Here is a 22,470-nt window from a genome sequence, read left to right as displayed (position 1 = left end):
CACCTCTTCCTCTCCTCGGTCCGTCGGGTGCCCCCCTGCCCCCCTACTGCCTCGGCGGGTGCGCTACTCCCCCCGGTACGGCAGCGTCGTCCCCGGCAGCGCGTACTCGTCGCGCCGGCCGCACATGCCGTAGCCGCCGTGCCGGGTGGGCGCGGCCTCGTACACGGTGGCGTCGGCGAGGTACGCCGGACCGCCGTCGAGGAGCGCGTCGAGCTGGGCGCCGGTGCGTTCGGCGGTGGCCAGCGCGCCGGCCCGCCACAGCTCCCGCCAGCCGGGCACCTTGTCGCGCACCAGGTGGGCGGCGGCCCGCTGGAACTCCCGGTACGGACCGGCGTCACCGGCGACGAGGGCCTCGCGCAGGACGAGGTAGCCCTCGACGGCGAGGTCCCTGCGGCGCCGCGCCGCGGCCTGCGTCTTCGGCCCGGTGCCGGGCGGCAGCGTGGCCGCGGCGGCGTACGCGTCGGGGTCGGCCAGGACCCCGGGCGGGAAGGTGAAGACGGCGTCCCCGGCCTCGGGCAGGCCGCTGTTCTGCATCAGCACCGTGATGCGCAGGTCGCCGCCCTGCACCATGCGGTGCACGGTGCCCGGCGTGAACCAGGCGAGGGAGCCGGGCTCCAGCGGTATGTCCCGGTAGCCGTCGGGACTCAGTGTCTGCACCGCGCCGCGCCCGCCGGTGACGACGTACGCCTCCGTGCACACCAGGTGCAGATGCGGACTGCCTCCGCACACGCCGTCGGCGGCCGCCCAGTCGTATGCGCTCAGGTGGGACAGGCCCACCGCGCCGGGCAGGGGGTGCGGAAGCACGGGCTCGGCGTCGCTCACCACGGCAGCCCCTTCAGGTACGTCCCGACGCGGTCGCCGTCCCAGGCGCCGTCGGCGACCACGATGCGGTACCGGTAGGCGAAGGACTCGCCCGGAGGCAGCTCGAACTCCTCGAAGAACGCCCAGGAGAACGCCACCGACGGGATCGGCTCGGCGCGCACGAACCAGTGGGAGGGGTGGATCGCGGCCTTCTCGTCGAGGTTCTCGGGCGCGTGCGCGAAGACGAGCGTGGAGTGGGCGTCGACGTCGTCGTGCTCGGTCGTGTAGGCGAGCCACGGTCCCCGGGTGCCCATCAGCCCGGCGGCGTCCGCGTCGGTGTCCGGGGCGAAGGCGGTACCGCCGGTGAAGTCTCGGGAACCGCGCCACTGGAGGCCGGTGTAGCCGGCCATCTCGCGGCCGGCGGTGGTCGGCGAGCCGAACGCCAGCGGCTCGGCGCGGGCGTTGGTGAGGCGGATCGACCAGTCCAGGACCCAGACACCCGCCGCCTCGTCGACCGAGTGGACGGTCAGTCCGCGCTCCTCACGGGCCCACTCGGCGCCGCCGTTCTCGATCCAGGTGAGGTGCTCGGTGAGCGCGAGCCGGTCGTCCTCGACCCCGAAGCCGGCGAAGCCGTCGTGCCGCATCGAGCCGATGCGCTCGGGCAGGGGCAGGTAGCCCTCGCCGTGGACGTAGCAGTTGCCGCCCCAGAAGTTCTGGCCGGAGAGGTGACTCGCCGTCATCTGCAGGCCCTTGTGCCAGCGGTGGTCGCTGGGGCGGTACCCGGTCACCGTGCGTCCGGCGAGGGTGCGCACCGGGTGCGCGTAGGGCTTGCGGGACTCGAAGGCCTCGGGATCGGGACGGTAGACGTAGCGGAGGATCTCGGTGCCGTTCGCCGCGGTCACGGCGACGTGGTCGCCGTGGGTGTGGCTGACGCTCAGGGTACTCATGCGCGCTCCTGGGGTGCCCAGTCGGGGTGGTCGCCGTGCATGGCCGAGTGGAAGGGGTCGCCGGGCGCGATCTCGCCCGCGCGGACGGGCCGTCCGGTGAACGCCGCCTTGTACAGGGCGGCGGCGAACTCCAGCGTGGCGCGCGCGTCCGGACCGCTGCCGGGGGGCCGCTCGCCCGCGTCCCAGGCGTCCAGCACCGCGCCGAGCTGCGCGGTGTGGGAGCTGGGCACGTCCGCCGCCGGGGTGCGCCAGGCGATGGCCCGTTCCGGGGCGACGTGCCGGGCCGGGGTGTAGGTCCAGTCGTCGTTGCGGTGTCCGTAGAGGTGGGTCAGCTCCACGGTCGCGTCGGCGCAGTCGACGCGGATGCGGCTCACCTCGTCCGGGGAGAGCACGCTGTTGACGACGGTGGCGAGGGCACCGTTGCCGAACCGCACCAGGGCGGTGGAGACGTCCTCGCTCTCGGTGTCGTGGACCAGACGCGACGCCATGGCCCGCACCTCGGCCCAGGGGCCCAGCAGGTGCAGCAGCAGGTCGTACTGGTGGATGCCGTGGCCCACGGTCGGGCCGCCGCCCTCGGTGGACCAGCGTCCGCGCCACGGCACCGCGTAGTAGGCGGCGTCGCGGTGCCAGGTGGTCTGGCAGTGGGCGACCAGCGGGGCGCCCAGCTCGCCGCTCGCGATCAGGTCGCGGGCGTGCGCGGCGCCGGAGCCGTGCCGGTGCTGGAAGACCACGGACGCGTACGCGCGGGACGCCTCCTCGGCGGCGGCGATGTCGTCGTACTCGGCGAGCGAGAGGCACAGCGGCTTCTCGCACAGCACCCAGGCGCCGGCCTTGAGCGCGGCGACCGTCTGCTCCCGGTGCAGGGACGGCGGCGTACCGATGAGCACCAGGTCGGGGCGTACCGCGTCCAGCATGGCGTCCGTCGACGCGTAGCCGGCGACGTCGCCGCCCGCCTCGGCCCGGAAGGCGTCGAGCCGGTCCGGGTCCACGTCCACGGCGGCCACCAGTTCCGCGCGCTCGGCGTGGGCTCTGAGGGCGGGCAGGTGGCTGCCGGTGACGATGGCACCGGTACCGACCACGGCGACCCGGCGGCGGGCGGGACGTGGGGACATGCGGTCCTCCTCGGACGCCGGCGCACGACAGGCACGCGCGCCGCTAGAAAGCGCTTGCACTGCGGCAGACCCTAAGTGGAAGGCGAATGTCCGGACAACCCCCCAGCGTTTGCGGGCTCGGCACACGGCTGGTCGACTGTCGCCGGGGGGACGGAGCCGGTCGCACCGCGCCGGCGCGGTCTTCAGACCTCTCCCGAAGGAGTTCAGGCGTGAGCGACCCGAAGCCGTCGTCCCTGGAGCACCGGTCCGACGGCAGCCAGCCCTGGCTGCACCAGAAGGGCCGCACCATCCAGGAGTTCGGCACCGTCAAGCAGTTCCCCGTGGCGCTGACCATGGAGACCCGCCTGTACTCCTGCCAGCGGCTCAACAAGGTTCTGGCGGACACCCGGATCCTGCACGACCTGTACAAGAAGTACCACTGGCTCATGCGCGGGGCGACGTTCTACCAACTGCACCTGCTGCTGGACAAGCACGCGGGCGAGCAGTTGGAGCTGATCGACACCATCGCCGAGCGCGTCCAGACGCTCGGCGGCGTCGCGATCGGCGACCCCCGGCACGTCGCCGAGATCACCACCGTGCCGCGTCCGCCGGACGGGGTGGAGGAGGTTCCGTCGATGCTCTCGCGGCTCCTGGAGGCGCACGAGCTGATCCTGGCCGACTGCCACGACGCCGCCGGCCGCACCCAGGAACTCGGTGACGACGGCACCAACGACCTCCTCGTCTCCGAGGTCGTGCGCACCAACGAACTGCAGGCGTGGTTCGTGGCGGAGCATCTGGTGGACACCCCGCTGGTGCACGCCTGATCCCGTTCCACGCGCCCTCCGCGGCCCCGGAGGAGGTCTCGGTCACGCTCCGTGCACCCCCGGGCGACGGCGCTCTTGGTGCCCTTTCGCCCCGGCTGTGGAAGCGTCCGGGACATGGCCCACATGTCCCACGGCGTCCATGGCCGGCCTCCGACGCGCGGTCAGCGGTGGTCAACGTTCCGGCAGTCGCCGTTCTGGCCGGCCACCGTACTGGTACTGATCCTCGCGGCGTCGGCGGGCCTCTTCGCGGGTTCGTACACCTACTCGATGGCGGACCCGACGCCGCACTCGATCCCCACGGCCGTGGTCGGCTCGTACGAGGAGGCCCGCGGCCGGGCCTTCCTGGACGGCATGGAGAAGGCGCTGAACGCCTCGGTCAGGGTGCGTCCCTACGGCAGCGAGGCCGAGGCCCGGGAGGCGATGCAGGACCAGGAGGTCTTCGCGATCTTCGAGCTGCGCGACGACGGACGGACCGCCGTGCTCGACCTCTCCAGCGCTTCGGGCGCCTCCGTCGCGCAGGTGCTGTCCGACACCGCCCCGGTGGTGGGGCAGAAGACCGGCGTCGAGGTCACCGTCCGGGACATCAACCCCCTCCAGGAGGGCGACCCGCGCGGCCTGGCGATCTTCTACATCTCCCTGGCCGCGGTGATCATCGGCTTCGTCGGGGCGATCCAGCTGAGCGTGCACGCGCGCTCCCTGACTCCCTTCGAGCGCATCCTCTTCACGGCCGCCTACGCGCTGCTGGGCGGGTTCGCCATCGCCGCGACGGTGGACTGGCTGCTGGACGCGCTCGACCTGCCGTTCGCCGAGTCGTGGCTGATCCTCGCGCTCACGTTGTTCGCGTCCGGCATGGTCTTCACCATGTTCAACACCCTGTTCGGACGTTGGGCGATGCTGCCGACCTGGGGCCTGATGGTGCTCCTCGGCAATCCCTCCTCCGGCGGTGCGGTGTCCTGGCCGCTGCTGCCGTCCCCGCTGGGTGCGATCGGCCAGTGGCTGCCGCCGGGGGCCTCGGTCAACGCCCAGCACACGGCGGTGTACTTCCAGGACCACCAGCACGCGTTCCCGTTCCTGGTGCTGGGCGGGTGGGCACTGCTGTCCTGTGCGGTCTTCTGGATCTGGCGGCACCGTCATCCCGGCGGCCGTGAGAAGCGGCCGACGCACGCCGCGGACTCCTGAGCGGCCCGCACCCGCCCGTACCCGTCCGTACCCGTACCCATCCCCGCGCCCGTCCGTCACGCGCGTCTGTTCGGATCGCCGGCCCGATGCGATCATGAGGCGGGAGTTTCCGCCTTCGGTTGGAGTGCACATGGCCCTCGACGTCGACGCGATCCGCGCGCAGACACCCGCCCTGAAGTCCGGCTCCGCCCGCTTCGACGCGCCGGGCGGCACCCAGACCCCGCAGCCCGTCATCGACGCCATCGCCGAGGCGCTGGCCAACCCACTGGCCAACCGGGGCCGGACGACCGAGGGCGAGCGCAACGCGGACGGCATCGTCGCGGACGCCCGGAGCGCGCTGGCCGACCTGCTGGGCACCGAGCCGCGGGGCGTCGTCCTCGGCCGCAGCGCCACACAGCTCGCCTACGACCTGTCCCGGACACTCGCCAAGACGTGGGGGCCGGGCGACGAGGTGGTCGTCACCCGCCTCGACCACGACTCCAACATCCGGCCCTGGACGCAGGCGGCCGAGGCGGCCGGCGCGAGCGTGCGCTGGGCGGACTTCGACCCGGCCACCGGGGAACTGCTTCCCGAGCACATCGAGGCGGTGCTCTCCCCGCGCACCCGGATGGTCGCGGTGACGGCCGCGTCCAACCTCATCGGCACCATGCCCGACCTGCCGGCCGTCGCCCGCCTCGTGCACGGTGTAGGCGCTCTGCTCCACGTCGACGCGGTGCACTACGCCTCCCACGCCGTCGTCGATCCGGCGGCGCTCGGCGCGGACACGCTGGTGTGCTCGCCGTACAAGTTCCTGGGCCCGCACCTGGGGGTGCTGGCGGCCCGGCCCGAGTTCCTGGAGACGCTGCGCCCGGACAAGCTGCTGCCCTCCAGCGACGCCGTCCCCGAGCGCTTCGAGCTGGGGACGCTGCCGTACGAGCTGCTGGCCGGTGCCCGTGCGGCGGTGGACTTCCTCGCGGGCCTGGAGCCGGACGCGCGGGGCAGCCGCCGGGACCGGCTGGTCGCCTCGTTCGCGGCACTGGAGACCCACGAGGACGCGCTGCGCGAGCGGATCGAGCGCGGGCTGACGGACGTCGGCGGGATCACCGTGTACTCCCGCGCCGCACGGCGCACGCCGACCCTGCTGTTCACCGTGGCGGGCCTGCGCCCGGCCGACGTCCACCGGCAGTTGGCCGAGCGGATGGTGGACGCGCCCGCCGGCTCCTTCTACGCGGTGGAGGCCTCGCGCCGGCTGGGACTGGGCGCCGAGGGCGGCGTACGCGTCGGGCTCGCGCCGTACAGCAGCGCGGACGACGTGGACCGGCTGCTGACGGCGCTGGCCGGCCTCGACCGCTGACGGCGCGGGCCGGCGGGCCTCACCCCAGCGGAACGCTCACCTCCCCGGCGCCCTCCGCGCTCGCCCCGCCGGCGACGCGCACGGTGAACGGGCGGCCGGTGCCGCTCGCGGTGACCCGCAGTACGTCCCCGTCGCGCCGCACGCGGAACGTCGCGGCGGGCGTGCCCAGCAGGTCGGGCACGGTGGCCTCCGCGGCGTAGTCGGGCCCGGCGGGCGGGTGGACCAGCAGGGTCGGGGTGTCGAGCCAGTCCCCGTCGGGGCGTTGGTCGTCGGAGGCCAGCGGCAGGACGGCGCCCTCGCGGACGTACAGCGGCAGGCTGTCGTAGCCGTGCCGTTCGGTGCGCCAGGCGGGGCCGGTGACGCGCTCGCCGCTCAGGAGGTGGGTCCAGGTGCCCTCGGGGAGATACACCTCGACCTCGCCGTCCTCGGTGAAGACCGGGGCGACCAGGAGGTCGGGACCGAGCATGTACTGGCGGTCCAGCGGGCGGCAGCCCGGGTCGTGCGGGTACTCCAGGACCATCGGCCGCATCATCGGCACGCCGGTGCGGTGCGCCTCGGCGGCGACGCCGTACAGGTAGGGCATCAGGCGGTGCTTGAGGAGGGTGAAGCTCCGGGCGACGTCGACCGCCTCCTCGCCGAACTCCCACGGCACCCGGTACGACGAGGAGCCGTGCAGCCGGCTGTGCGAGGAGAGCAGGCCGAAGGCCAGCCAGCGCTTGAAGACCGCCGGGTCGGGCGTGCCCTCGAAGCCGCCGATGTCGTGGCTCCAGAAGCCGAAGCCGCTCAGGGACAGGGACAGGCCGCCCCGGAGGGACTCGGCCATCGCCTCGAAGGACGACCAGCAGTCGCCGCCCCAGTGGACGGGGTACTGCTGGCCGCCGGCGGTCGCGGAGCGGGCGAAGAGGACGGCCTCGCCCTGCCCGCGCTCCTTCTCGAGGAGTTCGAAGACGGTCCGGTTGAACAGGTGCGTGTAGTAGTTGTGCATCCGCTCCGGGTCGGAGCCGTCGTGCCAGACGACGTCGGTGGGGACGCGCTCGCCGAAGTCGGTCTTGAAGCAGTCCACGCCCTGGTCGAGCAGCGGCTTGAGCTTTCCGGCGTACCAGTCGCGGGCGGCGGGGCTGGTGAAGTCGACCAGGCCCATGCCCGCCTGCCACAGGTCCCACTGCCAGACGTCGCCGTCCGGCCGGCGCACCAGGTGGCCGAGGGCGGCGGCCTCGTCGAAGAGGGGGGACTTCTGGGCGATGTAGGGGTTGATCCAGGCGCTGACCTTCAGCCCCCTGGCCTTGAGCCGGGCGAGCATGCCGTCCGGGTCGGGGAAGACCTCCGGGTCCCACTGGAAGTCGCACCACTGGTACTCGCGCATCCAGAAGCAGTCGAAGTGGAAGACCGAGAGCGGGATGCCTCGCTCGGCCATGCCGTCGACGAACTTCGTCACCGTCTCCTCGTCGTAGGAGGTGGTGAAGGACGTGGTGAGCCACAGGCCGAAGGACCAGGCGGGCGGCAGGGCGGGGCGGCCGGTGAGGGCGGTGTAGCGGGTGAGGACGTCCTTCGGGGTGGGCCCGGCGACTACGTAGTACTCCAGCGTCTGGTCCTCGACGCTGAACTGCACCTGGCCGACGGACTCGGAACCGACCTCGAAGGAGACGGCGCCGGGATGGTTGACGAAGACGCCGTAGCCGCGTGAGGAAAGGTAGAACGGGATGTTCTTGTAGGCCTGCTCGCTGCTGGTGCCGCCGTCGGCCTGCCACATGTCGACCACCTGGCCGTTCTTCACGAACGGGGTGAAGCGCTCGCCGAGGCCGTAGATCTGCTCGCCGACTCCGAGCGCGAGCCGGCTCAGCATGTGGTGCGCGCCGTCGCCCGTGGTGGCGAACGCGGTGCTCTTGGCGTCGGCACGGGTCAGCTCGCGTCCGTCCGCGTCACGGAAGCTGAGGCCCCAGGGACCCTCGCGCTCCAGGCGCAGGGACAACGGACCGCTGGTCAGCTCGGTGACCGTGCCGTCCTGGCGTACCGCGCCGGCGCCGTCCGCCGCGCCCGTGAGGGCGAAGCCGGGGCCCGGCCGGCGCTTTCCGGCGTGGTGGGTGACGCGGACGCCGATGACGCCCTCGGCGGGAGAGAAGCATTCGACCGTGAGGAGCGGCGCGTTGAGCGTGTCCCCCCTTCGCGTCACCTTCTTCACGGCGGCATGGGCGGTGAAGCGCTTCGATTCGGGACGCACATCGCGTACTTCAGTGGCGTACGAGAGATGCACGCCCTCGCGGATGAGCCAGAAGCCGTCGGTGAACTTCATGATCTTCCTCGGGTGGGGCGGGAGCTGTCGGATGGGAGCACGGGGGCCGTCTCACAGCATTTTGATCGTACACAAAACAAATCCCCGTGCGGAGGCCTCCGAACCGGGTTCACCGCACTGATCAGCCATGATTACCCACCAGAACAGCCCACTCACCGCACGAAGTGTCGAGACGGAGGCCACTTTGCTCTAGCGCGACGGCGCACCCTTGACGTATTAGTCATCACATCAAACAAAACGGTCCGGCAAGGAAGCCGGACGGTACGACAGCAAGGGCCGCACCATGTCGAAGCGCTTCACCTCGCTCGCCTTGACAGCACACCCTCCGGCTGCCGCGCGCCGCGGGCGAGGGCGCTCACACCGAGCCGTCGCCCCGTTCGCCGCCGTCTCCGTCCTGGTCGCCGGGGCGGCGCTCACGGGCTGCGGACAGCAGCGCGACGCCGACGTGTACACCGTGATGAACTCCTCGACCGACGAGTCGTACCACCGCTGGGACGCGGAGGCGATGGCCCGCTGCGGCAAGCAGCTGGGGATCACCATCGAGCAGCAGAGCGTCCCGGCGTCGCAGGTGATGACGAAGGCCCTGCGCATGGCATCGTCCAAGTCGCTGCCGGACATCGTGCAGTTCGACGCGTCCGAGATGCCGACCTTCGCCGACGCCGGCGGACTGGTCGACCTGCGGACCCTCGGGCTGAGTACCGAGGACATCCCCGAGGGCATCGTCGACTTCGGCTCGTACGAGGGGACGTACTACGGCGCGGCCCGGTCCGTGAACACGCTCGCGCTCTTCTACAACAAGGACGTCCTCGACAAGGCGGGCGTCGAGGTGCCCACCACCTGGGCGCAGTTGCGCGAGAGCGCGGAGAAGCTCACCGAGGGCAAGCGGTACGGACTCGCGCTCAGCGCCGGCGGCGCGGAGGACGGCGTCTTCCAGTTCACGCCGTTCATGTGGTCCAACGGCGGTGACGAGACCGAGCTGGACGGCCCGCGGGTCGTCGAGGCCCTCGACTACTGGAAGGGCCTGCTGAAGGACGGTTCGCTGTCGAAGTCGACGGTCAACTGGACGCAGGCGGACGTCAACGACCAGTTCATGGCCGGCAACGCGACGATGATGATCAACGGGCCGTGGCAGGTGGAGACCCTCAACACCGACAAGTCGCTGCGCTGGGGCATCGCGCCGATCCCCGTGCCCGAGGCCGGCGACGACTCCGTGGGGCCGCTCGGCGGTGCGGTGCTCACCGTGCCCAACACCGGTGACGAGGCACGGGAGAGGACGGCCGGGAAGATCGTCGCGTGCCTGGCGAGCGAGCGGGAGCAGCTGACCTACGCGCTCAACAGCTGGATGGTCCCGGCCAACGCGAAGGCCGCCGCCGTCTGGCGCGAACGGGTGCCCGAGCTGGACTCCCTCGCCGACCAGGTGGCCGTCGCGCGGTCCCGCACCGCGAAGCTCGGCGCCGGCTGGTCGAGCGTGTCGCTCGCCCTCCAGAGCGCCTTCCAGTCCGCCCTGACCGGCCAGTCCAGTGAGACCGCCCTGAAGCGCGCCCAGCAGCGGGCCACGAGCGGGAACTGAGGTACGCCCCCATGACCACGTCCACCGTCACCGCACAGACGCCGGCCGAGGCGTCCACGACGGCCACCGCGCCGGACCCGGACCGGCTCAGGCGCCGGCGCAGGCTCACCCAGTGGGGGTTCGTCGCCCCCGCCGTCGTCTTCATGCTGCTGTTCTTCGGCTACCCGCTCGTCCGCAACGTCGTGATGAGCTTCCAGCACTACACGCCGAAGACCTTCTTCACCGGTGAGGCGCCCTTCAACGGCACCGACAACTGGTCCAACGTGTTCCAGGACGCCCTGTTCGGCAAGGCGCTGTGGCACACCCTCGTCTTCACCGCGGGCTCGCTGCTGGGGCAGTTCTGCATCGGCCTGGCGCTCGCGGTGTTCTTCAGCCGCCGCTTCCCGCTGAACGGGGTGCTGCGCTCGCTGATCCTGCTGCCCTGGCTGGTGCCCATGGTGGTGTCCGGCATCGTCTGGCGCCGCATCCTGGACCAGGACACGGGCGTGCTGAACTCGTTTCTGGAAACCGCCGGGATCGGCGGCAGCACACCTTGGCTGACCAGCCCGGAGATGGCCCTGGTGTCGGTCGTCCTGGTCAACATCTGGATCGGCATCCCGTTCAACATGGTCATCCTGTACGGCGGTCTCCAGGAGATCCCGAGGGAACTGCACGAGGCGGCCGCGCTGGACGGCGCCTCGGCCTGGCGGACCTTCCGCTCCGTCACCCTGCCGTTGCTCAAGCCCGTCGTCACGGTCGTGCTCGTCCTCGGCTTCATGTCGACGGTCAAGATCCTCGACCTGATCCTCGCCCTCACCGACGGCGGGCCCGCCGACGCCACCCAGACGCTCGGCACGCTGACCTACCAGAACTCCTTCGTGCAGCTGGACTTCGGCGCGGGAGCCGTCGTCGGCAACGTACTCATCCTGATCTCCGCCGTGTTCGCGGTGTTCTACCTGCGGGCCAACCGCACCGAGGGGAAGTGACCGACGATGGCAACCCACACGCCCACCGCGTCCCGGCGCCGCTGGGGCTCCACCGTCGCCGGTGTGCTCGTCCTCGCCGTGATGCTGTTCCCGCTGTACTGGATGCTCAACACCGCGCTCCAGCCCGAGTCGGGGCTGCTCCAGGTCGACCCGCTGCCGGGCAGCCTGGATCTGTCCGGCTTCTCCAAGGCCATCAGCGACCAGGGCGGGCACCTGCTGACCTCGCTCGCCGTCTCGCTCGGCGCGGTCGCCATCTGCCTGGCGATCTCGGCACCGGCGGCGTACGGGCTGGCACGGTTCCGGCTGCGCGGCTCGCGCACCATCGTGTTCGGCACGCTGATCACCCAGATGGTGCCGGGCATCGTCATCGCCAACGCGCTCTACAACTCGTACGTCGACCTGGGCCTGGTCAACTCCTACTTCGGCCTGATGCTGGCCGACGCCTCGCTGGGCATCCCGTTCTCCATCGTGCTGATGCGGTCCTTCATGGTGTCGATCCCGGGCGAGGTGATCGAGGCGGCGCAGATCGACGGTGCCGGACCGGTGCGGACCTTCGTGCGGGTGGTGCTGCCGATGAGCCGCAACTCCCTGATCACATCAGGGCTGTTCGCGTTCCTGTTCTCGTGGAGCGACTTCATGTTCGCGCTGACCCTGAACACGACCGACGACGTCAAGCCCATCACCCTGGGTATCTACCAGTACATCGGCGCGCACGTCGGCGACTGGGGCTCGGTGATGGCCGCCTCCGTGCTCTCCGCGGTGCCGGCGGCGATCCTGCTCGTCCTCGCCCAGAAGTACATCGCCGCCGGCATCACCGGCGGATCCGTCAAGTGACCCGCGTATACATGGAGATGAGCCGCACAGCATGAGCGACTACCCCAGCTTCCCGCCCGGTTTCGTCCTGGGCGCCGCGACCGCCTCGTACCAGATCGAGGGCGCGGCACGGGAGGACGGCCGCGGTCCGTCGATCTGGGACACGTACAGCCACACCCCCGGCATGGTGGTGAACGGCGACACCGGTGACGTGGCCTGCGACCACTACCACCGCTACCCGGAGGACGTGGCGCTCCTGCGCGACCTGGGCGTGGACTCGTACCGCTTCTCGATCGCCTGGCCGCGCATCGTGCCGGAGGGTTCGGGCGCGGTGAACCCGAAGGGGCTGGACTTCTACTCCCGCCTGGTCGACGAACTGCTCGCGGCGGGCATCGAGCCCGCCGCCACCCTCTACCACTGGGACCTCCCGCAGGCCCTGGAGGCCCGGGGCGGCTGGCGGGTGCGGGAGACGGCGGAGCGGTTCGCCGAGTACACGGCCGTGGTCGCGGAGCACCTGGGCGACCGGGTGCCGCGCTGGATCACGCTCAACGAGCCGTGGTGCAGTTCCTTCCTCGGCTACTCCATCGGCCGGCACGCGCCCGGCGCCAAGGAGGGCCGGGGCGCCCTGGCCGCCGCCCACCATCTGCTGGTCGGCCACGGTCTGGCGATGTCGGCGCTGCGGGCGGCCGGGGTGCGCGAGGCGGGCATCACGCTCAACCTGGACCGCAACCTGCCGGCCACCGACTCCCCCGCCGACCTGGCGGCCGTGGTCCGCGCCGACACCCAGCACAACCTGGTGTGGACCGAGCCGATCCTCGCGGGCCGCTACCCGGCCACCGAGGAGGAGACCTGGGGCGAGCTGATCACCGGGGAGGACTTCCGGCGGGACGGCGACCTGGAACTGATCTCCCGGCCGCTGGACTTCCTCGGCGTCAACTACTACCGGCCGATCGTGGTCGCCGACGCCCCGCACCGCGAGAGCGACCCGGCGCGACGCGTGGCGACCGACAACCGCTACGAGGAGGTCCGGCTCCCCGGCGTCCGGCACACCGCGATGGACTGGCCGGTCGTCCCGGACTCCTTCACCGACCTGCTGGTCCGGCTGAAGCAGCAGTACGGTGACGCACTGCCGCCGATCCACATCACGGAGAACGGCTCGGCGGAGGACGACGCGCCCGCCGCCGGCGGCACGGTGCACGACGCCGACCGCGTCGCCTACCTGCGCGACCACCTCGGCGCGCTGCGGGCGGCGATGGACGCGGGCGTGGACGTACGCGGGTACTACGTGTGGTCGCTGCTGGACAACTTCGAGTGGGCGTACGGCTACGACAAGCGGTTCGGCATCGTCCGGGTCGACTACGACACGCAGGAGCGCACACCGAAGGACAGCTATCGCTGGTACCGGGAGATGATCGCCGCGAACCGCGCCTGACGTGGGCGGCGGGGGGCCTCGGCCCGGCGGCCCCCCGCGTCAGCTCCGCTCGCGCTCGGCGTACGCCGCCGGGTCGGCCAGCACTTCGCGGACGATCACGCCGGCCGCACCCCGGGCCGCGTCGCCGAGGGAGGACGAGGCGCGCAGCCGCTTCCCGTCCTCGCTCCACAGCCCCGAAACGACGCGGAGCGCGAGCTCGCGGTCGACGGCGGGGGCCAGCCAGTCCATCAGTTCGCGGTAGACACCGCCGAGCATCACCGCGTCGGGGTCGAAGAGGTTCACCGCGCCCGATACCACGACGCCCAGCTGCCGCCCGGCACGCCCGATCGCCGACAGGGCGGCCGGGTCGCCCCGCCGGGCACGGCGTTCGAGCTCGGCGACGCCCTGCGCGCCCGCGTCCGCGTCGATGCCCGCGGCCCCCAGCAGCGCGGCCTGACCGGCGTACCGCTCCAGGCAGCCGTGCGCCCCGCACCGGCACAGCGGTCCGTCCGGGTCGACGACCATGTGCCCGATCTCCCCGGCGAAACCGTGCGCGCCGCGCAGCAGCTCGCCCCCCAGCACCAGGGCGCCGCCGATGCCGATCTCACCGGTCAGGTACAGGAAGCTGCGCACGCCCTCGGTGCCCGCGCCGTACCACAGCTCGGCGAGGGCGGCGGTGTTGGCCTCGTTGTCGGAGCTGACCGGCAGAGGGCGGTGGGCGGGGCGCAGGGCGAGGAGCGCCTGGGCGAACAGCCCCTCGACCGCGACACGTTGCCATCCCAGGTTGGGGGCCTGGCGCACGGTGCCGCCGGCCACCAGGCCCGGCAGCGCGACGTGCACGCCGGCCGGTGCGAGGTCCTGTTCGGCCGCCGAACCGATGGCGCGGGCCGCCAGCCGGGCCGCGCGGGCCAGCACCTCGGAGGGCTGGACCCCGCGGTTGTCGAAGTGCTCCACGAGCCGGACCCGGTCGGTGCCGGCGAGGTCGACGACGCACACGGTGACGTAGTCGATGTTGATCTCGACACCGATGCCCGCCGGGCCCGACCGGGACACCTTCAGGACGGTGCCTGGCCGCCCCGCCTGACCGCTGCTGGTCTTGCCCCACTCGGAGACGAAACCGTACTCCAACAACTGCTCGACCAGGGACGACACCGCCGCGCGCGTCAGTCCGACGTGCGTGGCGATACCGGCCCGGGTCGACTCCCCCGCGTCGTGCACGGCTCTCAGGACCAGGCTGAGGTTGTGCCGTCTGACCGTGGCCTTGTCGGCCTTCGGCCCCAGGGGGGTGAGGTTGTTCTTCATGGTGGTGTCGAGCGTATGCGACGCCGGGGGCGCCGCCCCGCGCCCCGGCGCCCGGGCCGGTACACCCTTGCCCCACCCTCGCTCCACCCCTAGCCTCACTTTGTGCCGCAGATAAACAAAACCCGATCGCACAACGCCGTGCCGGGCCCCAGCGACAACCTCATCCGCCTCCGCATCGCCCTGACCGCCTTCTTCGCGCTCGACGGCTTCATATTCGCCGGCTGGGTCGTGCGGATCCCCGCCATCAAGGAACAGACCGGCGCCTCCGCCAGCGCCCTGGGGATGGCGCTGCTCGGTGTCTCGGCGGGTGCCGTCGTCACCATGACGCTCACCGGACGGCTGGTCCGCCGCTACGGCAGCCACCCCGTCACCGTCGCCTGCGCGGTCCTGCTCTGCCTCAGCATCGCCCTGCCCCCGCTCACCCACTCCGCGCTCGCGCTCGGCGCCGTACTGCTGTTGTTCGGCAGCGCGTACGGCGGGATCAACGTCGCCTTCAACAGCGCCGCCGTCGACCTGGTGGCCGTGCTGCGGCGCCCGATCATGCCCAGTTTCCACGCGGCGTTCAGTCTGGGCGGCATGGTCGGCGCCGGGCTCGGCGGGCTCGTCGCCGGGTCCCTGTCGCCGGTGCGGCACCTGCTCGGTCTCACCGTGCTCGGCCTGCTCGCCACCCTGGTCGCGGGCCGCGCCCTGCTGCGCTGTGAACCCGCCGTGCCGCCCGACCGCACCGACCAGGCCGAGCGCGCCCCGCGCCGGCTCGACCGCCGCACGCGCCGCCTCGTGATCACCTTCGGCCTGATCGCCCTGTGCACGGCGTACGGCGAGGGCGCCATGGCCGACTGGGGTGCCCTGCACCTGGAGCAGGACCTCGACGCGTCGCCGGGCATGGCGGCGGCGGGCTACTCCTGCTTCGCGCTCGCCATGACCGTCGGCCGGCTCACCGGCACGACGCTGCTGGAGCGCCTCGGCCGGACGGCCACGGTGGTGGCCGGCGGCACGACCGCCGTGGCCGGCATGCTGCTCGGCTCGCTCGCCCCCTCCGTGTGGGCGGCGCTGTTCGGCTTCGCGATCACCGGCCTCGGGCTCGCCAACATCTTCCCGGTCGCGGTCGAACGGGCCGGCGCGCTGGGCGGCCCCAGCGGCGTCGCGACCGCGTCCACGCTGGGGTACGGCGGCATGCTGCTCGGGCCGCCCGCCATCGGCTTCATGGCCGACTGGTTCTCCCTGCCCGCCGCGCTCACCAGCGTGGCGGTGCTGGCGGCGGTGGCGGTGCTCGTCACGATCGCGACCCGGCGCGCGGCGGCTGCGGGCTGAGCCGCGTCGCATGCCGGGTCCTCTCGCCGGGGCCACGGGGCCGCCCGTCGCGGCAGGTGCCGCGGAAGCCGGAGTCGGCACATCCGCGGTAGCCGCAGGCGGCACATCCGCGGTAGCCGGAGTCGGTACTCTGCGGTGGCGTGTGGCCTGGCGGACCCCGCTACCCGGCTCGGAGGACCCGACGTGACCAGTAAGTTCACTGAGCTTGCGATCGACTGTGCCGATCCCGGCGGTCTCGCCCGGTTCTGGTGCTCGGTCCTCGGCTACGAGGTGCAGGACGAAGACGAGGAGGACGGAGTCGTCTCCATCGGCTCCCCCATGGTGCCCGAAGGCAAGGACCGCCTCGGCCCGGTGCCACCGACGTTGACTTTCGCGCGCGTGCCCGAGGGCAAGACCGTCAAGAACAGGCTGCACATCGACGTCAATCCCACCGACGGGGAGCAGGACGAAGAGGTCCGTCGCCTGCTCGGCCTGGGCGCTCGGCACGTCGACGTCGGCCAGACGGGCGACGAGAGCTGGGTCACACTCGCCGACCCGGAGGGGAACGAGTTCTGCGTCCTGGCGAGCCGCCGGCCCTGACCGGAGTCCGCGCACCGCGCCGGAGCTGCTTCCGGTCGCCTGCCCTCGAGTCCACTCCATCCGGCACACTCCCTGCCATGGAGACTGCCACGTTCGTCGAAATCCTGGACCGCGAGGGTGTGTTGCTCGCCTCGGCCGCCGAGGCGGCGGGCGTCGACGCCAAGGTACCGACCTGCCCCGGCTGGCAGGTGCGGGACCTGCTGCGGCACACGGGGATGGTGCACCGCTGGGCTGCGGAGATCGTCGCCGAGGGGCACGCCGGTCCCGTCCCCGACGGCGGCGCCGGGGACCCCGACTGCGAGCTGGCCGGACCCGCCGTCCGGCTGTATCCGGCGCTGTGGAACCGCCTCCCGTTCCCGGAGGTGACCGGCGACGCCTCCCTGGCCGCGCTGTGGTGTGAGAAGTCGGGCGTCACCTGGAACTGAGCCCGACCGCGCGCGGCGACGCCGTCCGGCGTCCGGCGTCCGGCGTCCGGCGTCCGGCGTCCGGCGTCCGGCGTCCGGCGCGGGCAACGGCCGGGAGTTGGCACCGGGTGCGGGTGCGGCGGTTGTGGTCGGCGTCGCGGTGCCGGTTCGGCGCGTCTGGGAGACTTGCCCGCATGGACACCAACGGGGGACGGCGTACGCAGGGCGAGCGGGACGCGATCACGGTCGAGATCGGGTACGCGCTGTGCAGCGCGGCGTTCGCGGCGGCCGTGCTGTTCGGGGCCGTGGCCGGGCCGGCGTACCTCTTCGGCCCACCGTCCGGCGTGCGGGGCGTGCTCGTCGGTTCGGGTGCGGCGCTGGCCGTGGTGGTGTTCTCCGTCCGTGTGGTGAGCGTGCTGGTCCGGTTCGCGCGCGGTGATCAGCCCGGCCAGCCCGGCCGCACCAACCCCGGCTCGTAGGCCGGCACGACGAGTTGGGCGCGGTCGCGGGCACCCAGCTTCACCATCGTGCGGCTGACGTGGGTCTTGGCCTTGATGGTGGTGAGCATCACGGACAGACTGAGCAGCGCCCTGCGCTGCGAACTGCTCGGCCCGCTGCGCGCGATGCGCGACGGCGTGGACATCCCCTCGGCCCGCCGAAGCAGCGTGCGGTTCTCGCGGTCCTGCTCCTGCAGGAGGGCCCGCCGATCTCGTACGACGGTCTGCTCGAAGCCCTGTGGGGCGGGCCACCACCGGTACACATGCGCAATCTCGTGCAGAAGTACGTCTCCGGGCTGCGCCGCGCGCTCGGCGGCGGTGCGGTGCTGGCGTGGACCGGGAGCGGCTACCGTCTCGCCGGGGTCCGGGCCGACGACCTGCGCCAGCGTCGGGAACTGATGGCAGAGGCACTGACCGCCCGCGACGCCGGTGATCCGCACCGGCCACCGAACTGGCCGGGCGGGCGGAGGAGTTGTGGCGCGGCGAGTTCACCGAGGGCCTCCATGCGCCCTACCTCGCGGCGGAAAGGCTGCGCTGGGCCGAGAAACGGCTCACCGTCCTGGAGGCCCGGCCGGCCGGCCGGATCGGCCTCGGGCACTCCTTCGAGCCCGTCCACGAAGTTGTCCGGCTCGTGGCCGCGCACCCCTTGCGGGAGCGCCTCAGCGAACTGCTCATGCTCGCCCAGTACCGCGCGGGCCGTCCGGCCGACGCACTCACCGCGTACGAGGCGATACGGCAACGGCTCGCCGAGGCTATGGGCGCCGACCCGGGGCCCGGACTACGGTCCCTGCACGTGCGTGTCTTGCGGCAGGACCGGGCGTCGGCGCCCGGGCATTCGACGGGGGTTGCGGTCGAGAGCGCGCTCGCGGTTGCGGTCGATTGAGGAACGCCGAAGTCTGCTGAATCCCGGGACTCCGGGGCCCCCGCCTCGCGCCCGCCCCTCCCCGCTAGGGGAAGACCAGGCCCACCCCGTGGGCGAGCCGCTCCGCCGCGTGGCGGAAGAATGCCTCCCGGTCCTCCACGACCCGGTTGAACTGCCCGAACAGCTCGAACCCGACCAGCCCGAACAACTCGGCCCAGGCGGCCACGAACGCCGCCACCGTCTCCGGTGGCAGGTCGGGGGCGAAGTCCGCCGCCATCCGATGGGCCTCGGGTCGCAGTTCGGCGGGCAACGGCGGCTTGGCGAGGCCCGGACCCTGGTGTGCGTCGCGCACGATGTCCGTGAACACGTAGGCCACCCGGGCGGCGGCCGGGATGGTGTCGTCGGGCGCGGTGTAGCCGGGCACCGGCGAACCGTAGATCAGCGCGTACTCGTGGGGATGTGCCAGCGCCCACGCGCGCACCGCCTCGCACACCACGGTCCAGCGGCGGACGTGCCCGGCGTCGGCCGCCGTGTCGCGCGCCGCCTCGGCGGCCTCGCCGAGCGAGTTGTAGGCGTCGATGATGAGAGCGGTCAGGAGGTCGTCGCGGCTGGGGAAGTAGCGGTAGAGGGCGGAGGACGCCATGCCCAGCTCGCGGGCCACGGCCCGCAGCGAGAGCTTGGCGGCACCTTCTGCCGCGAGCTGCTCGCGCGCCTCGTCCTTGATGGCGGCGGTGACCTCGATGCGGGCGCGGGCGCGGGCTCCCTTGGTGCCTTGTGCGGTGCTCATGCGAGCAGTGTGCCAAAAGGAGAGCGGTGCACGCAATTGAGAGCAGTGCACGCAGTCGCGATCGTCGCCCTAGGACGTGAGCGCCGATCCACCTTAAGAGCGGCGCTCGCAAATCAGAGCACTGCTCTTGCTTCGAAGCGCCACTCTCATGCAGACTCACCACCAAGCGAGATCACTGCTCACAAAAGCGAGCGGTGCTCTCCCTCATCCTTCGAGCAACCCTGGGGGCCCCATGTCCACGCACGTCCAGAAGCCCGGCTGGCTCACCGTCAACGTCCTCAACCGCACCGTGGCCTGGCTGACCCGCCGCGGCCTCAGCGTCTGGGGTTCACGCGTCCTCGCGGTGCGCGGCCGCAAGAGCGGCCAGTGGCGCACCACCCCCGTGAACCTGATGACCGTCGACGGGCGGCAGTACCTGGTGGCCCCGCGCGGCCACGTCCAGTGGACCCACAACATGCGCGCGGCCGGCGGCGGCGAACTGCACCTCGGCAAGCACGTGGAAGCGTTCACCGCCACCGAGGTCGGCGACGACGACAAGCCGCCGCTCCTGCGCGCCTACCTCAAGCGCTGGAAGGCGGAGGTAGGGGTCTTCTTCAACGGCGTCGGCCCCGACTCCTCAGAGACGGAGCTGCGCCGCATCGCCCCCGACCACCCGGTGTTCCGGATCGAGATCAGGAAGTGACCTCGTCACCGGCGGGGTCCGCGGTGCCCTCGGCGCCCGGCGCTCCCGCCGAGCCCTCCGCGCCCGCGGGCCGGCGGTCGATCGCCGCGAGTGCCCGCTGCGCCAGCGGATGGCCGCGGACCAGCTCACCCAGCGAGGTCGAGCCCTGCGTGATGTCCTTGAACGCCTTCCAGGCCGGACGGAATCCGGTCAGCGCCGCGTGGAAGAGCCCCGGCCGGCGCTCGAACACGGCGAGCATCCGCTTGCCGACGCTCATCTCGACGCCGAGCCCGGCCTTGATGGCGAAGGCGTAGTTCAGGGCCTGCTTGCGTGCGTCCACGGCGTCGTGCGCCTCGGAGATCCGCACCGCCCACTCCCCCGCGAGCCTGCCCGAGCGCAGCGCGAAGGAGATCCCCTCACGCGTCCACGGCTCCAGAAGCCCCGCCGCGTCCCCGCAGACCAGGACCCGGCCGCGCGACAGCGGTGAGTCGTCGGCACGGCAGCGCGTCAGATGGCCGGAGGAGATGCTCGGTTCGAAGCCGGCGAGGCCGAGCCTGCCGACGAAGTCCTCCAGGTACCGCTTGGTCGCCGCGCCCTCGCCACGCGCCGAGATCACCCCCACGGTCAGCGTGTCACCCTTGGGGAAGACCCAGCCGTAACTGCCGGGCATCGGCCCCCAGTCGATGAGGACCCGCCCCTTCCAGTCCTCGGCCACCGTCTCCGGCACCGGGATCTCCGCCTCCAGGCCGAGGTCGACCTGGTCGAGCTTGACCCCGACGTGCGCCCCTATCCGGCTGGCGCTGCCGTCCGCGCCGACGACGGCCCGCGCGAGTACCGCCTCGCCGCCCTGGAGGACGACGGCGACCGTGCGCCGGTCCGGCACCGCGGACCCGTGCTGCTCCACCCGCGCCACCGTCGCTCCGGTGCGCAGTTCGGCGCCCGCCTTCTGAGCGTGCTCGACGAGTTGCTGGTCGAACTCGGGCCGGTTGATCAGTCCGAACAGCATCTGCCGGGAGCGCCTGGTCCGGGTGAACCGCCCGTTGTTCGAGAACGTCACCGCGTGCACACGGTCCCGGAAGGGCAGTTCGAAGCCGGGCGGGAGGGTGTCGCGCGAGGGGCCGATGATGCCGCCGCCGCACGTTTTGTAGCGGGGCAGGTCCGCCTTCTCCAGCAACAGCACGCGCCGCCCCGCGACCGCCGCCGCATAGGCGGCCGAGGCCCCCGCGGGTCCCGCGCCCACCACGACCACGTCCCAGACCTGACGCGCGTCGTCCGCCGAAGAGTTCTCGCTGCTCACGATGGTCTACTGCTCCCAACAAACCGCATGCCGCACCTGACCCCCGCATCCTACGGCGGGCATCGCCGCAGGCCACTGTGGGAGGATCGGGCCTACCAATCCCAGTACGCGTCGTACTCCTGTACTCGTCGTACTCCTGTACTCCTCGGTACAACGTCGCACCCACAAGGAGCGTGCCCATGTCGTCGAATCCGGTCGCCGAGACCGTCTCCTCCCTGATGCCCAGGGCCAAGGAGGAACTCACCGCGCTGGTGGCCTTCAAATCGGTGGCGGACTTCGACCAGTTCCCGCGCAGCGAGAGCGTGGGCGCGGCCAACTGGATAGCCGCCGCACTGCGCGCCGAGGGCTTCCAGGACGTGGACCTGCTCGACACACCGGACGGCACCCAGTCGGTGTACGGGTACCTGCCCGGGCCCGAGGGCGCCAAGACAGTGCTCCTCTACGCCCACTACGACGTGCAGCCGCCGCTGGACGAGGCGGGCTGGGTCACCCCGCCGTTCGAGCTCACCGAGCGCGACGGCCGCTGGTACGGGCGCGGTGCGGCCGACTGCAAGGGCGGCGTGCTCATGCACCTGCTCGCGCTGCGCGCGCTGAAGGCGAACGGTGGCGTCCCGGTGCACGTCAAGGTGATCGCCGAGGGTTCGGAGGAGCAGGGCACCGGCGGCCTGGAGCGGTACGCCGAGCAGCACCCCGGCCTGCTCGCCGCAGACACCGTCGTCATCGGCGACGCGGGCAACTTCCGGGCCGGGCTGCCGACGGTCACCGCGACGCTGCGCGGCATGACCCTCGTCCGCGTCCGGGTCGACACGCTCGAGGGCAACCTGCACTCGGGTCAGTTCGGCGGCGCGGCCCCCGACGCGCTGGCCGCCCTGATCCGCGTACTCGACTCGCTGCGCGCCGAAGACGGTTCGACGACCGTCGACGGGCTGGCGGCGGACAGCCGATGGGAGGGCCTGGCGTACGACGAGGAGCAGTTCCGCCGGGACGCCCGGGTACTGGACGGCGTGGAGCTCATCGGTTCCGGCTCGGTCGCCGACCGGATCTGGGCGCGCCCGGCCGTCACGGTGCTCGGCATCGACTGCCCGCCGGTCGTCGGCGCGACCCCGTCGGTGCAGGCGGGCGCCCGTGCGCTGGTCAGTCTGCGGGTGCCGCCGGGCGTGGACGCCGCCGAGGCCACCAAGCTGCTCCAGGCCCACCTGGAGGCGCGTACGCCGTGGGGTGCCCGGGTCGGCGTGGAGCAGATCGGTCAGGGCCAGGCGTTCCGTGCCGACACCACCAGTCCGGCGTACCAGGCCATGGCGGACGCGATGGCGGTGGCGTATCCCGGCGAGGAGATGCAGTACGCCGGTCAGGGCGGCTCCATCCCGCTGTGCAACACCCTGGCCGCGCTGTACCCGCAGGCGGAGATCCTGCTGATCGGCCTGAGCGAGCCGGAGGCGCAGATCCACGCCGTGAACGAGAGCGTGTCCCCCGAGGAGCTCGAGCGGCTGTCGGTCACGGAGGCGCTGTTCCTGCGCAACTACGCGGCGAGCTGACCCCGACGCGC

At 72.2% G+C, this 22,470-nt stretch carries 21 protein-coding genes and 1 pseudogene; 14 read left to right on the top strand and 8 right to left on the bottom strand.

Annotated features, from left to right (window positions below):
- Positions 1-63: 63 nt before the first annotated feature.
- Genes ACIQ1J_RS17065 through ACIQ1J_RS17055 form a run of 3 tightly spaced genes read right to left on the bottom strand, consistent with a single transcriptional unit; the run spans position 64 to position 2,860 of the window.
- On the bottom strand, positions 64-825 hold the full coding sequence (locus tag ACIQ1J_RS17065) for a cupin domain-containing protein (protein ID WP_403557468.1): 762 nt from the start codon (positions 823-825) through the stop codon (positions 64-66).
- The gene (locus tag ACIQ1J_RS17060; protein WP_403557467.1) at positions 819-1,748 is read right to left on the bottom strand and encodes a PmoA family protein; all 930 of its coding nucleotides are present in this window, start codon (positions 1,746-1,748) and stop codon (positions 819-821) included. The genes ACIQ1J_RS17065 and ACIQ1J_RS17060 overlap by 7 nt, the downstream gene beginning before the upstream one ends.
- Positions 1,745-2,860 carry a Gfo/Idh/MocA family protein gene (locus tag ACIQ1J_RS17055; protein WP_403557466.1) on the bottom strand — a complete coding sequence of 372 codons (1,116 nt, stop codon included), beginning with the start codon at positions 2,858-2,860 and terminating at the stop codon, positions 1,745-1,747. The genes ACIQ1J_RS17060 and ACIQ1J_RS17055 overlap by 4 nt, the downstream gene beginning before the upstream one ends.
- A gap of 209 nt (positions 2,861-3,069) precedes the next feature.
- Between ACIQ1J_RS17055 and ACIQ1J_RS17050 the strand changes: the two genes are divergently transcribed.
- From ACIQ1J_RS17050 to ACIQ1J_RS17040, 3 genes are all read left to right on the top strand, one after another.
- On the top strand, positions 3,070-3,663 hold the full coding sequence (locus tag ACIQ1J_RS17050) for a Dps family protein (protein ID WP_403557465.1): 594 nt from the start codon (positions 3,070-3,072) through the stop codon (positions 3,661-3,663).
- A gap of 114 nt (positions 3,664-3,777) precedes the next feature.
- Entirely contained in the window at positions 3,778-4,842 is a 1,065-nt protein-coding gene (locus tag ACIQ1J_RS17045; protein ID WP_403557464.1) for an ABC transporter permease, read from the top strand.
- A gap of 130 nt (positions 4,843-4,972) precedes the next feature.
- A complete protein-coding gene (locus tag ACIQ1J_RS17040) occupies positions 4,973-6,175 on the top strand; it encodes a cysteine desulfurase-like protein (RefSeq protein ID WP_403557463.1) in 1,203 nt (400 codons plus the stop codon).
- A 19-nt stretch (positions 6,176-6,194) separates the two neighbouring features.
- On the opposite strand, the gene yicI is transcribed toward ACIQ1J_RS17040, so the two are convergent.
- Complete coding sequence (gene yicI / locus ACIQ1J_RS17035) at positions 6,195-8,465, bottom strand: alpha-xylosidase (RefSeq protein ID WP_403557462.1); 2,271 nt, start codon at positions 8,463-8,465, stop codon at positions 6,195-6,197.
- Between the two features lie 283 nt (positions 8,466-8,748).
- On the opposite strand from yicI, the gene ACIQ1J_RS17030 reads away from it, so the two are divergent.
- From ACIQ1J_RS17030 to ACIQ1J_RS17015, 4 genes are read left to right on the top strand one after another with little or no spacing between them, the layout of a single operon-like run.
- Positions 8,749-10,035, top strand: a complete 1,287-nt coding sequence (locus ACIQ1J_RS17030; RefSeq protein ID WP_403557461.1) for an ABC transporter substrate-binding protein — start codon at positions 8,749-8,751, stop codon at positions 10,033-10,035.
- An 11-nt stretch (positions 10,036-10,046) separates the two neighbouring features.
- Positions 10,047-11,000 (top strand): carbohydrate ABC transporter permease, encoded by a 954-nt coding sequence (locus ACIQ1J_RS17025; protein WP_403557460.1) that lies wholly within the window; start codon positions 10,047-10,049, stop codon positions 10,998-11,000.
- Between the two features lie 6 nt (positions 11,001-11,006).
- The gene (locus tag ACIQ1J_RS17020) at positions 11,007-11,834 is read left to right on the top strand and encodes a carbohydrate ABC transporter permease (RefSeq protein WP_403557459.1); all 828 of its coding nucleotides are present in this window, start codon (positions 11,007-11,009) and stop codon (positions 11,832-11,834) included.
- Positions 11,835-11,865: 31 nt separating this feature from the next.
- Positions 11,866-13,245 (top strand): GH1 family beta-glucosidase, encoded by a 1,380-nt coding sequence (locus tag ACIQ1J_RS17015; protein WP_403557458.1) that lies wholly within the window; start codon positions 11,866-11,868, stop codon positions 13,243-13,245.
- Between the two features lie 39 nt (positions 13,246-13,284).
- Here the strand turns inward: ACIQ1J_RS17015 and ACIQ1J_RS17010 are convergent, their stop codons facing one another.
- A complete protein-coding gene (locus ACIQ1J_RS17010) occupies positions 13,285-14,526 on the bottom strand; it encodes an ROK family protein (protein ID WP_403557457.1) in 1,242 nt (413 codons plus the stop codon).
- Between the two features lie 138 nt (positions 14,527-14,664).
- Here ACIQ1J_RS17010 and ACIQ1J_RS17005 point away from each other — a divergent pair, with 138 nt between their 5' ends.
- From ACIQ1J_RS17005 to ACIQ1J_RS16990, 4 genes are all read left to right on the top strand, one after another.
- Positions 14,665-15,837: an MFS transporter gene (locus tag ACIQ1J_RS17005; RefSeq protein WP_403557616.1), complete on the top strand. Its 1,173-nt coding sequence runs from the start codon at positions 14,665-14,667 to the stop codon at positions 15,835-15,837.
- 183 nt (positions 15,838-16,020) lie between these two features.
- On the top strand, positions 16,021-16,416 hold the full coding sequence (locus tag ACIQ1J_RS17000) for a VOC family protein (RefSeq protein WP_403557456.1): 396 nt from the start codon (positions 16,021-16,023) through the stop codon (positions 16,414-16,416).
- 77 nt (positions 16,417-16,493) lie between these two features.
- Positions 16,494-16,841 carry a maleylpyruvate isomerase N-terminal domain-containing protein gene (locus tag ACIQ1J_RS16995; protein WP_403557455.1) on the top strand — a complete coding sequence of 116 codons (348 nt, stop codon included), beginning with the start codon at positions 16,494-16,496 and terminating at the stop codon, positions 16,839-16,841.
- 173 nt (positions 16,842-17,014) lie between these two features.
- Positions 17,015-17,299 carry a DUF6332 family protein gene (locus tag ACIQ1J_RS16990; RefSeq protein WP_403557454.1) on the top strand — a complete coding sequence of 95 codons (285 nt, stop codon included), beginning with the start codon at positions 17,015-17,017 and terminating at the stop codon, positions 17,297-17,299.
- On the opposite strand, the pseudogene ACIQ1J_RS16985 reads toward ACIQ1J_RS16990, so the two are convergent.
- Positions 17,260-17,373: pseudogene (locus ACIQ1J_RS16985) on the bottom strand (DNA-binding response regulator); the annotation flags it as partial. The gene ACIQ1J_RS16990 and the pseudogene ACIQ1J_RS16985 overlap by 40 nt on opposite strands.
- Before the next feature lie 416 nt (positions 17,374-17,789).
- On the opposite strand from ACIQ1J_RS16985, the gene ACIQ1J_RS16980 reads away from it, so the two are divergent.
- A complete protein-coding gene (locus ACIQ1J_RS16980; protein WP_403557453.1) occupies positions 17,790-18,200 on the top strand; it encodes a BTAD domain-containing putative transcriptional regulator in 411 nt (136 codons plus the stop codon).
- A 64-nt stretch (positions 18,201-18,264) separates the two neighbouring features.
- Here the strand turns inward: ACIQ1J_RS16980 and ACIQ1J_RS16975 are convergent, their stop codons facing one another.
- Entirely contained in the window at positions 18,265-18,966 is a 702-nt protein-coding gene (locus ACIQ1J_RS16975; protein ID WP_403557452.1) for a TetR/AcrR family transcriptional regulator, read from the bottom strand.
- A gap of 232 nt (positions 18,967-19,198) precedes the next feature.
- Between ACIQ1J_RS16975 and ACIQ1J_RS16970 the strand changes: the two genes are divergently transcribed.
- Positions 19,199-19,648, top strand: a complete 450-nt coding sequence (locus tag ACIQ1J_RS16970) for a nitroreductase family deazaflavin-dependent oxidoreductase (protein ID WP_403557451.1) — start codon at positions 19,199-19,201, stop codon at positions 19,646-19,648.
- Here the strand turns inward: ACIQ1J_RS16970 and ACIQ1J_RS16965 are convergent.
- On the bottom strand, positions 19,638-20,924 hold the full coding sequence (locus tag ACIQ1J_RS16965) for a geranylgeranyl reductase family protein (RefSeq protein ID WP_403557450.1): 1,287 nt from the start codon (positions 20,922-20,924) through the stop codon (positions 19,638-19,640). The two genes, ACIQ1J_RS16970 and ACIQ1J_RS16965, sit on opposite strands and share 11 nt — an antisense overlap.
- A 179-nt stretch (positions 20,925-21,103) precedes the next feature.
- On the opposite strand from ACIQ1J_RS16965, the gene ACIQ1J_RS16960 reads away from it, so the two are divergent.
- Positions 21,104-22,459, top strand: a complete 1,356-nt coding sequence (locus tag ACIQ1J_RS16960) for a dipeptidase (protein ID WP_403557449.1) — start codon at positions 21,104-21,106, stop codon at positions 22,457-22,459.
- The last annotated feature ends 11 nt before the right edge of the window (positions 22,460-22,470 follow it).

The organism is Streptomyces sp. NPDC097107, from assembly GCF_044762405.1.
Lineage (GTDB): Bacteria > Actinomycetota > Actinomycetes > Streptomycetales > Streptomycetaceae > Streptomyces > Streptomyces thinghirensis.
Note: the sequence above shows the minus strand (reverse complement) of the source record. Positions and strands in the feature narration are given on the sequence as shown.

Excerpts from the sequence above, each read along its gene's own strand:
- ACIQ1J_RS17060 (WP_403557467.1), bottom strand. The coding sequence starts at position 1,748 with ATGAGTACCCTGAGCGTCAGCCACACCCACGGCGACCACGTCGCCGTG.
- ACIQ1J_RS17055 (WP_403557466.1), bottom strand. The coding sequence starts at position 2,860 with ATGTCCCCACGTCCCGCCCGCCGCCGGGTCGCCGTGGTCGGTACCGGT.
- ACIQ1J_RS17045 (WP_403557464.1), top strand. The coding sequence starts at position 3,778 with ATGGCCCACATGTCCCACGGCGTCCATGGCCGGCCTCCGACGCGCGGT.
- ACIQ1J_RS17040 (WP_403557463.1), top strand. The coding sequence starts at position 4,973 with ATGGCCCTCGACGTCGACGCGATCCGCGCGCAGACACCCGCCCTGAAG.
- yicI (WP_403557462.1), bottom strand. The coding sequence starts at position 8,465 with ATGAAGTTCACCGACGGCTTCTGGCTCATCCGCGAGGGCGTGCATCTC.
- ACIQ1J_RS17030 (WP_403557461.1), top strand. The coding sequence starts at position 8,749 with ATGTCGAAGCGCTTCACCTCGCTCGCCTTGACAGCACACCCTCCGGCT.
- ACIQ1J_RS17025 (WP_403557460.1), top strand. The coding sequence starts at position 10,047 with ATGACCACGTCCACCGTCACCGCACAGACGCCGGCCGAGGCGTCCACG.
- ACIQ1J_RS17020 (WP_403557459.1), top strand. The coding sequence starts at position 11,007 with ATGGCAACCCACACGCCCACCGCGTCCCGGCGCCGCTGGGGCTCCACC.
- ACIQ1J_RS17015 (WP_403557458.1), top strand. The coding sequence starts at position 11,866 with ATGAGCGACTACCCCAGCTTCCCGCCCGGTTTCGTCCTGGGCGCCGCG.
- ACIQ1J_RS17010 (WP_403557457.1), bottom strand. The coding sequence starts at position 14,526 with ATGAAGAACAACCTCACCCCCCTGGGGCCGAAGGCCGACAAGGCCACG.
- ACIQ1J_RS16995 (WP_403557455.1), top strand. The coding sequence starts at position 16,494 with ATGGAGACTGCCACGTTCGTCGAAATCCTGGACCGCGAGGGTGTGTTG.
- ACIQ1J_RS16990 (WP_403557454.1), top strand. The coding sequence starts at position 17,015 with ATGGACACCAACGGGGGACGGCGTACGCAGGGCGAGCGGGACGCGATC.
- ACIQ1J_RS16975 (WP_403557452.1), bottom strand. The coding sequence starts at position 18,966 with ATGAGCACCGCACAAGGCACCAAGGGAGCCCGCGCCCGCGCCCGCATC.
- ACIQ1J_RS16970 (WP_403557451.1), top strand. The coding sequence starts at position 19,199 with ATGTCCACGCACGTCCAGAAGCCCGGCTGGCTCACCGTCAACGTCCTC.
- ACIQ1J_RS16960 (WP_403557449.1), top strand. The coding sequence starts at position 21,104 with ATGTCGTCGAATCCGGTCGCCGAGACCGTCTCCTCCCTGATGCCCAGG.